The organism is Mucilaginibacter rubeus (genome assembly GCF_003286415.2).
Taxonomy (GTDB): domain Bacteria; phylum Bacteroidota; class Bacteroidia; order Sphingobacteriales; family Sphingobacteriaceae; genus Mucilaginibacter; species Mucilaginibacter rubeus_A.
This window is the reverse complement of the sequence record NZ_CP043450.1, coordinates 451,777-466,305: the sequence shown is the minus strand read 5'-3', so window position 1 is coordinate 466,305 and position 14,529 is coordinate 451,777. Positions and strand designations below refer to the sequence as shown.

12 protein-coding genes are annotated in these 14,529 nt (G+C 44.9%); 5 read left to right on the top strand and 7 right to left on the bottom strand.

What is annotated here, in order from left to right; all coding sequences use genetic code 11:
- Nucleotides 1–5 precede the first annotated feature (5 nt).
- Nucleotides 6–1,373 carry a tRNA uridine-5-carboxymethylaminomethyl(34) synthesis GTPase MnmE gene (gene mnmE / locus DEO27_RS02055; RefSeq protein ID WP_112569248.1) on the bottom strand — a complete coding sequence of 456 codons (1,368 nt, stop codon included), beginning with the start codon at nt 1,371–1,373 and terminating at the stop codon, nt 6–8.
- A gap of 227 nt (nt 1,374–1,600) precedes the next feature.
- Here mnmE and DEO27_RS02050 point away from each other — a divergent pair, with 227 nt between their 5' ends.
- On the top strand, nt 1,601–2,659 hold the full coding sequence (locus DEO27_RS02050) for a nucleoid-associated protein (RefSeq protein ID WP_112569246.1): 1,059 nt from the start codon (nt 1,601–1,603) through the stop codon (nt 2,657–2,659).
- A gap of 81 nt (nt 2,660–2,740) precedes the next feature.
- Entirely contained in the window at nt 2,741–3,034 is a 294-nt protein-coding gene (locus tag DEO27_RS02045; RefSeq protein WP_112569244.1) for a hypothetical protein, read from the top strand.
- A 12-nt stretch (nt 3,035–3,046) separates the two neighbouring features.
- On the opposite strand, the gene DEO27_RS02040 is transcribed toward DEO27_RS02045, so the two are convergent.
- From DEO27_RS02040 to proS, 3 genes are all read right to left on the bottom strand, one after another.
- Nucleotides 3,047–3,880: a TIGR02757 family protein gene (locus DEO27_RS02040; RefSeq protein WP_223818128.1), complete on the bottom strand. Its 834-nt coding sequence runs from the start codon at nt 3,878–3,880 to the stop codon at nt 3,047–3,049.
- Between the two features lie 46 nt (nt 3,881–3,926).
- Complete coding sequence (locus tag DEO27_RS02035; protein ID WP_112569242.1) at nt 3,927–5,066, bottom strand: cystathionine gamma-synthase; 1,140 nt, start codon at nt 5,064–5,066, stop codon at nt 3,927–3,929.
- A gap of 144 nt (nt 5,067–5,210) precedes the next feature.
- On the bottom strand, nt 5,211–6,683 hold the full coding sequence (gene proS / locus DEO27_RS02030; protein WP_112569240.1) for a proline--tRNA ligase: 1,473 nt from the start codon (nt 6,681–6,683) through the stop codon (nt 5,211–5,213).
- 100 nt (nt 6,684–6,783) lie between these two features.
- On the opposite strand from proS, the gene DEO27_RS02025 reads away from it, so the two are divergent.
- From DEO27_RS02025 to DEO27_RS02015, 3 genes are all read left to right on the top strand, one after another.
- The gene (locus DEO27_RS02025) at nt 6,784–7,728 is read left to right on the top strand and encodes a hypothetical protein (protein ID WP_146749995.1); all 945 of its coding nucleotides are present in this window, start codon (nt 6,784–6,786) and stop codon (nt 7,726–7,728) included.
- A 33-nt stretch (nt 7,729–7,761) separates the two neighbouring features.
- Nucleotides 7,762–9,243, top strand: a complete 1,482-nt coding sequence (locus DEO27_RS02020; RefSeq protein WP_112569236.1) for an OmpP1/FadL family transporter — start codon at nt 7,762–7,764, stop codon at nt 9,241–9,243.
- 279 nt (nt 9,244–9,522) lie between these two features.
- Nucleotides 9,523–11,307, top strand: coding sequence for a DUF885 domain-containing protein (locus tag DEO27_RS02015; RefSeq protein WP_112569232.1), 1,785 nt, complete (start codon nt 9,523–9,525; stop codon nt 11,305–11,307).
- Nucleotides 11,308–11,579: 272 nt separating this feature from the next.
- On the opposite strand, the gene DEO27_RS02010 is transcribed toward DEO27_RS02015, so the two are convergent.
- The 3 genes from DEO27_RS02010 to kduI all read right to left on the bottom strand — a co-directional run bounded on the left by DEO27_RS02010 (nt 11,580) and on the right by kduI (nt 14,503).
- A complete protein-coding gene (locus DEO27_RS02010; RefSeq protein WP_112569230.1) occupies nt 11,580–12,359 on the bottom strand; it encodes a DUF4350 domain-containing protein in 780 nt (259 codons plus the stop codon).
- A gap of 466 nt (nt 12,360–12,825) precedes the next feature.
- Nucleotides 12,826–13,641 (bottom strand): SDR family oxidoreductase, encoded by an 816-nt coding sequence (locus tag DEO27_RS02005; protein WP_112569228.1) that lies wholly within the window; start codon nt 13,639–13,641, stop codon nt 12,826–12,828.
- Between the two features lie 31 nt (nt 13,642–13,672).
- Nucleotides 13,673–14,503: a 5-dehydro-4-deoxy-D-glucuronate isomerase gene (gene kduI, locus DEO27_RS02000; protein WP_112569226.1), complete on the bottom strand. Its 831-nt coding sequence runs from the start codon at nt 14,501–14,503 to the stop codon at nt 13,673–13,675.
- Between the last annotated feature and the right edge of the window lie 26 nt (nt 14,504–14,529).

Below are 14,529 nucleotides of genomic sequence, written 5' to 3'. Positions count from 1 at the left end.
CCAGATTACTTGCCGATACAAAACTTACTAAATATATTCTCCAATAAATCGTCCGTCGTAACAACACCGGTAATCTCACCGAGGTAGTGAAGCGCTTGTTTAATATCCATCGACAGGAAATCAGAAGTAATACTGCCATCTATGCCGCCAAGCACTCTAATGAGGGCTTCTTCTGTTTTTTGCAGGGCTTCGAGGTGACGGATATTTGTTATCAATGTTTCGTCGCCACTTAATTGATCTTTCACTGCCGACGAATAAATCTTGTGTTTAAGCTCATCGATATGTCGCTTTTCTTTGGCCGAGATAATAATAGCCCTATCGGTATGTGGCAGGGCCGATAGTTGTTCAGGATTAAGCAAATCAGCTTTATTGGCTACTACCAACATGGTAATCCCTGGCTTTTGCAAGCTTTCTATATCCTTGTTCAGTTCTTCTATGGTGATTTCCGCCGCGTCAAACACATAAATCAACAAGGCCGACTGGCTGATCTTCTCCATGGTACGCTGCACACCTATCTGTTCAATGGCATCTGTGGCTTCGCGGATTCCGGCGGTATCTATCAGCCTGAAATTAATGCCCTGGATATTCAGTACTTCCTCAATCGTATCTCTTGTGGTACCGGGGATATGGCTCACTATCGCGCGCTCTTCATTAAGCAGCGCGTTCAACAGCGTTGATTTACCGGCATTCGGCCTGCCGGCTATTACTGTATTTACACCGTTTTTAATAGCATTCCCCAACTCAAACGAATTGATAAGCCGGCCTACGATCCTGGTAATTTCATGGATCAGATTTTTCAACTGATCACGGTTAGCAAACTCTACATCTTCTTCGGCAAAATCAAGTTCCAGTTCTATCAGGGAGGCGAAGTTTACCAATTGTTCACGTAGGGCCTGTAATTGGGTACTGAAACCTCCGCGGAGTTGCTGTAGAGCTACTTGCTGCGAAGCTTTAGAATTTGAAGCAATCAAGTCGGCTACCGCTTCGGCCTGGCTCAAATCAAGCTGACCATTTAGGAATGCCCTTAGGGTAAATTCGCCGGGCTTGGCTGATCTTGCACCTTTTTTGATGAACAGCTTAATAATACTTTCAACAATATATCCGGAAGCGTGGCAGGATATCTCCACAACGTTTTCGCGGGTGTATGACCGCGGACCAACAAACAATGATACCAGCACCTCGTCCAAAATCAGGTCGCCATCGGCAATGCTACCAAAATGGATAGTGTGTGATGCCTGTTTACTCAGGTCTTTACCCTTAAACACGCTATTGGCAATGCTTATGGCATCAGGGCCCGAAAGGCGGATCACTGCTATGGCACCCACCCCATTCGGTGTGGCAAGGGCTACTATGGTATCGGTATTATCTGTCATCTTTTAGTTGATAGTTAATGGTTCATAGATCATAGCCTAAGCTCGCCTAATTACCAGGGCACAAAGGTCGTTATTTCAGGGATATTTTCCCGCCGGCCAATCACAATCCAATATTTATATGACCTAACTATTAAGAAAACCTCGCTCGTGGCCATGATCCATGAACTATTATCTATGAACTCTCCCCATCAACCTAATGACTAAAAACCTTACCTTCGCAGGCAATTATGGTAACTTTTTTTGAAGCTTCGCTCGAGACTATTTCGGTACATCATGTTGGTAATCAGTCGCAGGAAGAGATGTATGCGCTTTCCGAACAGCCTCTGGAATTAAAGGATGATGTAATCCCCAACCTGCTTATGCAATACTTTCTGAAGCCTTTTGAAAAGGCCAACGAAGTTTATCACCTGATGCACAGCAGCGGCGATCTGCAACTGAACGAGCTTCATCACTTTGCCACACAGGTGTTTGATGATAACACAAAATTCCATGAGGCATCTGAGAAAATAGCGAAGCATTTGTATAAAGTTACCAACCACCCCAACATTAAAGGCGGCGAACTTTATGTGGTTTACTTCAACAAAGTACAAATTGAAGGCAATCCATTAAATGCCATCGGAATTTTCAAATCAGAAAATAAGGAAACCTATCTTAAGGTTTATCCGGATAAAGGCGGTTTCCAGGTTGATTATGAGCAGGACGCCATCAACATCAATAAACTGGATAAGGGTGTACTGATTTTCAATATCGAAAAAGAGAACGGCTACAAAGTGGTAGTAGTTGATAAAACCAATACAGGACAGGAAGCGGCCCGATTCTGGAAGGATGATTTTCTGCAGCTCAAAATTCGTAACGACAGCTTTAACCAAACCAACAATACGCTCGGCATCTACAAAAACTTTATCACCGAAAAAATCGACGAAGAGTTTGAGATGAGTAAAGCTGATAAAATCGACTTGCTCAATCGCTCCATGAAGTATTTTAAGGAGAAGGAAACTTTTGATATGGAAGAGTTTTCAAACGAAGTGATAGGCAACGAGCAGGCTATCGAGTCGTTCAAAAACTTTAAAAACCAGTATGAGGAGGAGTTTGACAGCCCTATTGCCGATAATTTCATCATTTCAGAAAACGCGGTAAAAAAACAGGCCCGTGTTTATAAAAGTGTGCTCAAGCTTGATAAAAACTTCCACATCTACATTCATGGTGATAAAGAACTGATTGAGAAAGGCTTTGATGATGGTCGGGCAATGAACTATTATAAAGTTTATTTTAAGGAAGAGGCTTAATCGCAAAAAATAACAGATTGTAGATAAACCTTTGTTTTTCGTCAGAGTCATACCTGTAACACGAAAAATAAACTTAATCACATGTCTGCCTTAAAAAACGTACTGATAACGCTGTCCTTTTTGCTGATCCTTGCCGGTTGCAGTGTAAAACACTATACCATTGGAATGAGTGAAAGCGAATTTAAAAACTCAGAAAAGTATAACCTCGAGTTGGTTGAAGAAACCTCGCAACATGCTGTTTACAGACGGGTGGCCTCCGCAGATGCTCAAATGAAACCGCTTTCATATCATTATTATTATTTCAATAGCGGCACACTGGTACGCACAGAGCTTATTGAAACGAACAAGCCGGACATTGTTTTACTGAGTAAATAAGTGCGCTTATCTTTAAAACTGCACACCCCAACGTTCTTCTATCCCCAATCCAAACAAAGCGAAATCGTACTTAACCGGATCATTAGGATCAAACTCGCGGAGCCTTTGGGTTAGTTCCACGGCGGTTTGCCAGTCGGTTTGTTTGCGGTTAATGAGATTGAGTTTACGTGATACCCTGTCTACATGCAAATCAAGCGGACAGATCAGGTCGGCAGGTTTAATGCGGCTCCAGATACCAAAATCAACACCGTTATCGTCCTTACGCACCATCCAGCGCAAAAACATATTTAGCCGCTTGCAGGTAGATTTTTGCGAAGGCGATGACACATGTTTTTTTGTGCGATGAGGAAAATCAGGCAAAGAAAAGAAATACGACCGGAAACTATTAAGCGCATGCTCTACAGCTAACCCATGCTCCCGCTTTTGGGGTCCAGGGGGCAAAAACGCATCTTCCAGCGATCCAAACCGTTCATAATGCTGCCTGAAAAAAGCTATAAAATAAAGCGTATCCACATCGTTAAACGTGCGGTGCTTAAACTTTAAGAGTCTTTTAAGATCAGGCTCTTCGTGATTTATAATGAAATCATAAGGCGCGCCATCCATCAAAGCGATGAGTTCCTTACATTTTTTGATGATGGTAACCCGTTGCCCCCAAGCCAGGGTGGCTGCCCAAAAACCCATGATCTCGATATCCTGCTTCTGGCTAAACATATGCGGGATAGTCACGGGATCATTCTCAATAAATTCAGGGCGATTGTACTGGGCAACTTTAGCGTCGAGGAAGGCTTTGAGGTTTTCTGTCATGATTTTATTGGTGGCAGTTGCGGTAGCAGTAGCAGTTGTCATTAACTGAATTAAAAAAACAACTGCTACTAATTTCTGCCACTGCTACTTAACTCAATGCTTGCTTAATATCCTCCAACAAATCCTCAATATCCTCTACCCCTACGCTCAGGCGCAGCAGGTTGTCAACTACACCGGCTTTTTCACGCTCGGCTTTAGGGATTGAGCCGTGGGTCATGCTTACCGGGTGGTTGATCAACGATTCAACACCGCCTAACGACTCGGCCAATGAAAACACTTTAAATGATGACGCGATGCGGAAAGTTTCCTGCAAATCGGCATCTTTTAATACGATGGAGATCATGCCACCAAAATCACGCATTTGTTTTTTGGCGATGTCATGATTTGGGTGATCGGTAAAGCCCGGCCAGTAGATCTTTTCAACTTTAGGGTGATCTTTCAAAAACTCAGCTATTTGCCTGCCATTCTCACAATGTGCTTTCATGCGCAGGTGCAGGGTTTTGATACCACGCAGCACCAGGAAGCTGTCCATAGGTCCCGGAGTGGCACCGCAGGCGTTGTAAATGAACCAAAGCTTTTTGTAAAGTTCTTCATCATTCAGCATCAATGCGCCCATTACCACATCGCTGTGGCCACCAATGTATTTGGTTACGGAATGCATTACAATGTCTGCGCCCATATCTATAGGATTTTGCAGGTATGGCGAAGCAAAGGTATTATCCACCACAAAAAGCAAATTCTTCTCTTTCGTGATCTTACCGATGGCTTCTACATCCACAATCCGCATTGTTGGGTTGGTAGGTGTTTCTATCCAAACCAACTTAGTTTTATCATTTACATGAGCGCGAACAATCTCCGGATCAGACAGATCCAAAAAATGGAATTTAACCCCGTAGTTGGCAAATATTTTAGTGAAGATACGGTATGAACCTCCGTACAGGTCATTACCGGTAATCACCTCATCGCCCGGAGCAAGCAATTTCATTACGGCATCGGTAGCACCCATGCCGCTCGAAAACGCCAGACCAAACTTCGCGTTTTCCAAAGCAGCCAAACAATCTTCCAAAGCCTTACGGGTTGGGTTGGTGCCACGCGAGTACTCATACCCCTTATTATCCCCCGGCGATTTCTGCCAGTAGGTTGATGTCTGGTATATCGGCGTCATGATAGCGCCGGTTGTTGGATCGGGCTCCTGCCCTGCGTGTATTGCTTTAGTTGCGAATTTCATAAGCCCCCCAGCCCCCTAAAGGGGGTGTTTGGAATGCGTTTCAATCCCTACAATGAAACCTGTTTACATTAATTATATCCTTTAGGGATGGATACATAAATTAGCCCTCTACTCCAGCACTCCCCCTTTAGGGGGCCGGGGGGGCTAATAAGCCCTTGCAAAAAGAACCCTCTGCGTGGAAGGCTTACCGGTAAAAATACATTTGCCTTCTTCCTGCTTGTTATTCAAAGGTATGCAACGGATTGTCGCCTTAGTTTCCTCTTTTATTTTTTGTTCGGTTTCAGATGTGCCATCCCAATGGGCGCTGATAAATCCAGGCTCTTCGTCAAGTACACGTTTAAACTCTTCCCAGGTGTCAACCTCTTTAGTATTCCCGGCACGGAAATCGAAAGCTTTTTTGTAGATATTTTGTTGAATCTCCTCAAGCAGGTTTTCGATAACCTGCGCAAGACCTTCCTGGTTAACAGTCTCTTTAGTCTTCGTATCACGGCGGGCCAGCTCAACAGTACCGTTCTGCATATCACGGCTACCGATGGCTACACGCAGAGGCACGCCTTTCAACTCGTACTCGGCAAATTTGGCGCCTGGACGATGGGTATCGCGGTTGTCAAACTTAACCGAAATGCCTTTTGCCTTAAGCTCCTTGCTCAACGCTGCTACATAAGCCGAAATATTGTCAAGCTCTTCCTGGTGTTTATAGATAGGCACTACCACAACTTTTATAGGGGCAATTTTTGGAGGCAATACCAAACCGGCATCATCACTATGTGCCATGATCAGCGCACCTATCAAACGGGTTGAAACACCCCATGAAGTAGCCCAAACGTAATCAAGCTTATTTTCTTTATTGGTGAACTTTACATCAAAAGCTTTGGCAAAGTTTTGTCCTAAAAAGTGTGATGTACCAGCCTGTAAAGCTTTACCATCCTGCATTAATGCCTCAATACAATAGGTATCCAATGCTCCGGCAAAACGCTCGTTAGCTGTTTTACGGCCTTTTACTACCGGTAACGCCATCCAGTTTTCAGCAAAATCAGCATATACATCCAGCATTTGCTCGGTTTCGGCAATTGCTTCTTCTGCTGTCGCGTGTGCAGTGTGGCCTTCCTGCCATAAAAACTCGCTGGTGCGTAAAAACAAACGGGTACGCATTTCCCAGCGCATTACGTTTGCCCACTGGTTAACCAGGATAGGCAGATCACGGTATGATTGGATCCAGCCTTTGTATGTATTCCAGATAATAGTTTCTGATGTTGGGCGAATGATCAGCTCTTCTTCAAGCTTGGCTTCTTCATCCACAATAATATTCCCCTCGCCATCATTTTTGAGGCGATAATGGGTCACAACGGCGCATTCCTTTGCAAAACCGTCAACATGGCTGGCTTCTTTACTAAAAAAAGACTTGGGTATTAAAAGCGGGAAATAGGCATTGCTGTGCCCGGTTTCTTTAAACATTTCGTCAAGCACCGCCTGGATCTTTTCCCATATCGAATAACCGTACGGTTTAATGATCATACAGCCCCTAACCGGCGAATATTCGGCCATGTCAGATTTAATTACTAAGTCGTTAAACCATTGCGAATAATCTTCGTCTTTACTAATAACACCTTTGCTCATATTGATTGGATAGAATTTGGACTTGTGTAATTGTTGTATATTGCTGCCAAATTTATAAATTTAAAACTTATTTGACCTTGCACTTTTTACTTACCTGCATATGAAACGGAACATCGCGATAGGAATGTTTATTATCGGTGCCATGGCGCTGAGTTCCTGCTCTACAACCAAGCTTGCATCAACCCAAAGTAATGACGACGTTTATTTTTCTGACGCGCGAGCGGGCGATGAACCTGTTTACGCACAGCAGCCAGCCTACAACCAAACTCCGGCTGCCCAGGACGGCTACAGCGATGACGACGATGACTACTTTTATTACGATGATTATGCTACACGCATAAACCGTTTCAGTTATTTTTCTCCTTTTGGCTATTACGATGATTTTTATTCGGCATATAACAACTATCCTTACTATAACTACGGATTGGGCTATGGTGGCTTAGGCTACTATGGTGGCCCTGGCTATTACAGCGGTTGGGATTTAGGCTATGGCTACGGCGGTTATGGTTATGGCTGGGGCCTTGGCTACGGTTATGGTGGCTTAGGTTTAGGTTACGGCTATGGATACGGTGGCTGGGGACACGGCTATTACGGCGGTGGTTACGGATACGGTGGTGGCTATGGCGGTTATTACGGAGGTGGTTATGCTTCATCCGGTACGGCAAGACCTTACCGTGGCAATGGCAATCCGTTTGCAGGTAGCGGCGGTCGCCCTGTTAGCAGCGCCGTTTCGGGCATAGGGTATGTTCCCGGAGGCCGCAACCGACCTCTTGGCAGCCGCACAAATACTTACAGTACATATAGTACCGGTAGCAACGGTAGCAACAGCTATAATAATAACACGGGCACCCGTTATGCACGTCCGGCCCGTACAGATGCGGCCCCTACACGTGACTCGCAACCTGTTTACAGGCAACCACAGGTTGAGCGCGCATCGCAGCCGCAACCATCATATACACCGGCATCATCAAGCTCAAGCGGCGGCAGTTCACGCAGCACCGGCAGCAGCAGCGGAGGCGGCGGTGGCAGACCATCAAGACCATAAACCTAAATCTTATATCTCTTTTACCTGAATTTTATGAAAATCAAGTATTTACTAAGCGTAATTGCTATAGTAGCAATTACTAAAGATAGTTTTGCGCAATACTCACAGGATGCCATCAGGTTTTCAACCTTTCAAACCGGGTCAACATCACGCATTAAAGCTATTGGCAACGCGGGTACAGCCATAGGCGGCGATCTGAGTTCGATAAGCGGTAACCCTGCAGGTTTGGGCTTTTTCACCCACTCGGAAGTGAGCCTTACGCCTGAGTATGACAACTCAAAAATAAACTCAAGCTTTTTTGGGCAGGCCGGCAGCGCAAACCGCAACGATCTAAACATGAGCAATGCCGCGGTAGTGTTATATCAGCAGCTTAATACCACGCACAAGGATAAAAGCAAAGGCTGGCTAAGTATTAATTACGGCGCGGGCTACAGCCGTACCAACAATTTTTATGAAAACGTTGCTTACGGTGGTACCAATCAAACAAGTTCCATTTCTGATTACTACGCTGGTATAGCCAAACGCGAGGTTTCCCAGTACGGCAGCGTTAACCCCAACGGTCTTGACGGCTGGGCTTATGATCATGTATTAATCGATAACTTTGGCCCGGCTACCGATCCAAACTCTTACTCAAGTACAGTAAATGTTCCCGTAAGACAGCTGGCAGGTATCACCCGCACTGGTGGCCAGTCGGAGTTTAACCTGTCATTCGGTGCCAATTACAGCAATAAACTTTATGTAGGTTTAGGCCTGGCTATTACAGATATCAGGTACAACTCAAATAGCGCGTTCACCGAAAATGGTAACGCTGTTATCACGAATGGCGGTGCCCCTACCGATTTTTCATCAACCTTTTTGCAAAGTCAGGCAACTAAAGGTTCGGGCTTTAACGCCAAACTGGGTATCATTTACAAACCGGTACAGGCAGTACGCTTAGGTTTCGTATTTACTTCGCCAACGTTTTATAATATCGACGACTCTTACACTGAAGGACTTCAAACCCAATACACCGGCGGAAGCAGCTACAGGAATGTATCTGAGCCATATCAGCTGAGTTATAACCTGCGCACACCATTAAAATTAGCAGGTGGTGCCTCCGTTTTCATTGGCAAATATGGTTTTATAAGCGGCGATGTTGAATATATTGATTATACCACTACACACCTGAGCAGCAACGATAGCTATACTGCTGATGGCGATAACAGCGATATCAAATCACTTTATCGCTCAACAGTAAACCTGCACGTAGGTGCCGAAATTAATGTAAACAGCCTGGTTTATTTGCGCGGCGGTTACAGTCAGCAAGGCAACCCAATGAAAGATCTGGGTAGCGATATTAAAACCGTTAGCGGTGGTATAGGCGTGCACTTTGGCGCTTACTTTATTGATGCTACCTACGCGAGGGTAACCGGCAGACAAACCTTGTTCCCTTATGATGTTGGAGCAACCAGTCCTTTCGCCGATTTGAAAAAAACTAATAATAATGCGTTCCTAACTTTAGGATACCGTTTTTAGACCGTTGATCTTTTTGATTGATTACGCTGATTGCGTTGATCTGTTCAGCCTCCCTTTTTATGAAAAAAGGGAGGCTATTTTTTTTATCAAGAATTCAACATTGCGCTATTGTTAGTGACAACACCAACGACGGCAAAAAATCAACTATCAAAAAACATCTGCGAAATCAACGTAATCAAAAAAGTCAACAGTCAAAATATGCCATTATCAGCGAAATCAACGCAATCAAAAAAATCAACGGTCAAATAACTAACTTGCCATTCAAAATTTAAATTGACTATGAATAAAAACCTACTTAAAAGCGCGGGCATACTGATGCTATTGACTGGTATCGGCATTAATACCCGGGCCCAGCAATCTGCTGAAACCAAAGCCTGGGTAGCTAAATCAAACGAGTATACTAAAATCATTATCGATCTGGATAAAAAATATTCGCCCGAATACGGATCATCACAGGGGCTGGCGGAGTACGACAGCGATATTGCCGTACCAACCCTGCAAAACATAATGGCCGAACGTAAGGACGAGGAAGCCGTTGTAGCCAAACTTACCGAAGCCCTTAAAACCGAGAAAAATACTTTTATCCAGCAGGATATCAATATCATCATCACCCATCTTAAACTGGGTTTCCGTCAGCAGGATTTTGAGCTGAGCCGCCAGGTGCCTTTTCTTAATGCATCATCAACCATTTATAGTGGTTTGGAAACCCTGCTTGACGATCAAACACCGGAAGCCCGCCGCCAGGCAGCTGTAATGCGCATCCGTAAATATGCCGGACTTGAAAAAGGCTATAAACCTTTAGCAACTATTTACATGGAGCGTGTTCAACAACAGATGGCAGGTAAAAACATGATCTATCCGTCAAAGCAACGTATGGAAACCGATCTGTCGCGCAACGCCAGCATCGTAAGCGGTATTGCAGAGCTTTGCACCAAATACAAAGTAACCGGCTGGGAACAACCTTACGCAACTTTAAAAAAACAACTGGAAGGTTATGACAAATGGGTAAAAGCAAACGTACTGGTAAAGGCCCGTACAGATTTCCGCCTGCCGCCCGAAGAATATGCTATGAATTTAGAATCCTATGGCATTGATATCCCACCGGCCAAAGTAGCTGAAATGGCACACGCCTTATTCAATGAACTTCAGAATGAAATGAAACCCATTGCCGAGCAGATTGCAAAAAAACGTAACCTGCCGTCAGGCGATTATCGTGCGGTGATCCGTGAATTAAAAAAAGAGCAGATCCACGGTGATTCTATTATCCCATTATACGAACAGCATTTAAAGGATATTGAAGGTATTATCCGTGAGCATCAGCTGGTAACCTTGCCAAACCGTCCGGCCATTATCCGTTTGGCTACTGCTGCCGAAACCGCGCAGGGCCCGGCCCCGCATATGGTGCCGCCGCCGTTCCTGAACAATACCGGCCAGCGCGGTGTATTTGTACTCCCTCTAAACATGCCTGCATCGCCCGGCGAAAAAGCGACCGACAAATACGACGACTTTACTTTTGATGCCGCCTCATGGACCATCATAGCTCACGAAGCACGACCAGGTCATGAATTACAATTTGATAAAATGGTAGAAGAAGGCGTATCACAGGCACGCGCGCTGTACGCCTTTAACTCAACCAATGTTGAGGGCTGGGGTTTATATTCTGAATACATTACCCGCCCGTATATGCCTTTAGAAGGTCAGCTGGTATCATTAGATTACCGCCTGCTCAGGGCAGCCCGCGCTTTCCTCGACCCCGAACTGCAGGCTGGCAAAATAACCCAGCAGCAGGCACTCGATGTGCTGATGAACGATGTAGTACAATCGCGCGCTTTTGCCCGTCAGGAGGTTGAACGTTATACCATTAACGCCCCCGGTCAGGCTAACAGCTATTTTTATGGATTTACCAAAATGATTGCCCTGCGCAAGGATACCGAAACCGCTTTAGGCAGTAAATTCAACGCCTTGCATTTCCATGATTTTATCCTGTCGCAAGGTATCCTGCCTCCGGCCTTGATCCGCGAAGCGGTCATGAATGATTTTGTGCCGAAAGAGAAAGCTTTGTAAGATTATTTCAGGAAGAAGACATCCCCCAAACGTACCATCAGGGTCTCTCGGAGAGGACCCTGATGTATACGCTATCCAGGTTCGCTGTTTAAAACACGCAGAGCCTCAGGGTCCTCTCCGAGAGACCCTGAGGGAACATGAAAAGCTCTATTTCTGGAAGGACATAAACACCAAAACGTCATTGCGAGGTACGAAGCAATCCCAAACTATACAGGGCGGACCTGTTAATCGGGGATTGCTTCGTACCTCGCAATGACGCTCTTTTATATCTTCTACTTCCTCGCCTGCTTCAGCAACCATTGTGCTACATCATTTGCAGCCTTATCATTCTCGTATCCGGCGGGTAACCTGCCGTTCACGTATTCATTGTACAACCATGGGTCGCCAACGGCTATTACGGTTCCTTTGCCGTATTTAGCGGATGCGATGATGGTTGCCCCTTCTTTGTTTTTGAGTACGGATACTGCGGGGCCGCTTAAGCCTATTGAACAGGCATCCTTCATGAAAACTTTGGTCGCGGTTTTTAAAACCGGGTTGTTTTTAACATAAACGGCACCATCTTCAAAGTGGGCATCATCAATTACGTGGTTTTGCAGATCATTATTAAAATGCATCCCGAACTTAGCGGCGAGATTATTAAAATGAGGTAGCTCAACGTTAACACTGTCATTGGCCATCATCAGTAACACGCCACCCTTTTTAACCCAGGCTGCAATTTGCTCAATATCATTTTCTTGGATATAGTTAGGATTTGGGCTTTCCTTTTTGGTATCCGGGTCAACAATAATGTAAACCGATGATCCTTTCAGGTTTTCCAATGTTGGAGCCGAGCCAAGTGTATCCAGCTTAGCGCCGCGACTTGTAAAAGCTTCACCAAAAATCTTGAAACCGTTGTTATCCGTTTCATCCCATAGGTAATGAAAACGCTCAGGTTGGCCATTAGCACCTTTGTGTACCTCGTGGTTAAAATAATAATCGAGGGTTACGGTTTGGGCGCTTGCCGCAAAACCCGCAAGGGTGAATAATGTGATGAGTGATGATTTGAGTTTCATTGTAGGCTTATTATTGGGTTAGCTTTCGGTAGGCGTTATTAACTTTTATTATCTGTTTTTCCATGTGTTCAACTTTTAAAGTGTAAACACCCTCACTTATTTCAAAAACAAAACACCACTGATAATCAACAAGTTGAATTTTATAAAAACAGTTACTTTAGCAAAATAGAACACATTGGTATTGATAATCAACAAGTTACATTAGAGCAAAATAAAAAATTGAACACCCGTTTTTCAAAAATTGAACACTCATTTCCGGATGCAATTTTGCAGCTTGTGGCCATCATTATTACAACAACTATTCCGATGATTTATAATTCCCTCCCCCGGGAGGGGTGCGGCTGGATGTGTGATGGCAGGGAGGGGTTTATTCGCTTTGCTAAATGTTTTACATAGCGACGAAACCCCTCCCTACACCCTCCCAGGGGAGGGAATCGCACAGGCCTCTCTTTCTTCTTTTTTTTAATTACACTCCTCCAAAAATCGAGAACCCGCCGTCAACGCAGATCATCGAACCGGTTACAAATGCCGAGGCATCACTTAGTAACCATACCAACGCGCCTTTAAGCTCATTGGCCTGGCCAAAGCGTTTAAATGGCGTTTGTTTGATCACCAGCTCGCCGCGCTGGGTATAACCTCCCTCGGGCTTGGTTAGCAGGTTACGGTTTTGTTCGGTAAGGAAAAAACCGGGAGCTAATGCGTTCATCCTGATCTTGTCGCCATGACGGTTGGCCAGTTCAACCGCAAACCATTGGTTATAGCAATCAACAGCGGCTTTGCCCATATTGTAGCCCAAAACTTTAGTAATGGCCCTTTTGCTGTTCATGGATGATATATTAACAATGCTGCCTTTACCTGTTTGGGCAATGGCTTCGCCAAAAACCTGCGTAGGGATCAGTGTGCCCCAAAGGTTCAGGTCCATTACTTTTTTCATCCCTTCGATATTCATTTTAAAAATATCCTCGTCGGGCTGCAAAACACCTTCGGGCATGTTACCACCGGCTCCATTTACCAGGCCATCTATCCTGCCAAAAGCTGCCAGCAATTTATCTTTAGCCGCTACCAGTTCGGCCTCATTCATCACATCAGCTACCAGGGCAATAGCTTTACCACCTGCCTGGTTTATCGCGTTAGCACGCTCTTCTGCTACTTCAGCATTACGACCCAGGATACCTACGGCACCTCCGGCTTCAACAATGCCATCAATAAACGCTTTTCCTAATATGCCTGTTCCGCCGGTAACTACTATTACTTTACCGGCTAATGAAAATTGATTATCCACTTAAATTATATTTTTCGGGTTGATTGTATGATTATTTCAGATCTGTTATCGCGATGGCATCCATATCGGTATAATCCAGGTTTTCACCTGCCATACCCCAAATAAAGCTATAGTTTGATGTACCACTGCCCGAGTGAATACTCCATGGCGGCGATACCACTGCATCGTAGTTATCCATAGTGATATGCCTGGTTTCCTGTCCCTCGCCCATATAATGGAAAATCTTTTGTCCTGCAGGCACATCAAAATAAAAATAAGCCTCCATACGGCGGTCGTGCACGTGTGCAGGCATGGTATTCCAAACGCTCCCCTCGTGCAGGATAGTTAAGCCCATTACCAGCTGGCAGCTTCTTACACCCTCCAGATGGATGTATTTATTAATAGTACGCTTGTTTGCTGTGGCTATTGAGCCAAGTTCAACCTTAACAGCATCGGCATGGGTAAGCTGCGTTGTAGGGTAAAGCGCGTGCGCCGGCGACGATAACAAATAAAATACAGCAGGTGCAGAGGCATCCTTACTTTCAAAAGTTACGCTCTTAGTCCCTTTGCCAATGTACAGGCAATCCAGTTTGTTCATTTCAAAGGCCTGTCCATCGGCTGTTATGACGCCTGCACCGGCTACGTTGATGATGCCTATCTCGCGGCGCTCTAAAAAATATTCGGCGCGCAGGTTTGGGTAGTTTGGCAACTCGAGTGTTTTATTTACCGGGTTGGCCATGCCTACAATCATCCTGTCGTAATGGGTATAGGTGCAATTGATCTGATCTGGCTGTACCTGTTTATCAATCAAAAATCGTTCACGTATGGTGGTGGTATCGTAGCTTTTAAAATCCGATGGGTGGACGCTGTGTATTGTTTTCAAAGCAAATGTTGTTTTAGAAAGACATT

What these genes read in the sequence shown, in the direction of transcription:
- mnmE (WP_112569248.1), bottom strand. Translation starts at nt 1,373, where the DNA reads ATGACAGATAATACCGATACCATAGTAGCCCTTGCCACACCGAATGGG.
- DEO27_RS02050 (WP_112569246.1), top strand. Translation starts at nt 1,601, where the DNA reads ATGGTAACTTTTTTTGAAGCTTCGCTCGAGACTATTTCGGTACATCAT.
- DEO27_RS02045 (WP_112569244.1), top strand. Translation starts at nt 2,741, where the DNA reads ATGTCTGCCTTAAAAAACGTACTGATAACGCTGTCCTTTTTGCTGATC.
- DEO27_RS02040 (WP_223818128.1), bottom strand. Translation starts at nt 3,880, where the DNA reads ATGACAACTGCTACTGCTACCGCAACTGCCACCAATAAAATCATGACA.
- DEO27_RS02035 (WP_112569242.1), bottom strand. Translation starts at nt 5,066, where the DNA reads ATGAAATTCGCAACTAAAGCAATACACGCAGGGCAGGAGCCCGATCCA.
- proS (WP_112569240.1), bottom strand. Translation starts at nt 6,683, where the DNA reads ATGAGCAAAGGTGTTATTAGTAAAGACGAAGATTATTCGCAATGGTTT.
- DEO27_RS02025 (WP_146749995.1), top strand. Translation starts at nt 6,784, where the DNA reads ATGAAACGGAACATCGCGATAGGAATGTTTATTATCGGTGCCATGGCG.
- DEO27_RS02020 (WP_112569236.1), top strand. Translation starts at nt 7,762, where the DNA reads ATGAAAATCAAGTATTTACTAAGCGTAATTGCTATAGTAGCAATTACT.
- DEO27_RS02015 (WP_112569232.1), top strand. Translation starts at nt 9,523, where the DNA reads ATGAATAAAAACCTACTTAAAAGCGCGGGCATACTGATGCTATTGACT.
- DEO27_RS02010 (WP_112569230.1), bottom strand. Translation starts at nt 12,359, where the DNA reads ATGAAACTCAAATCATCACTCATCACATTATTCACCCTTGCGGGTTTT.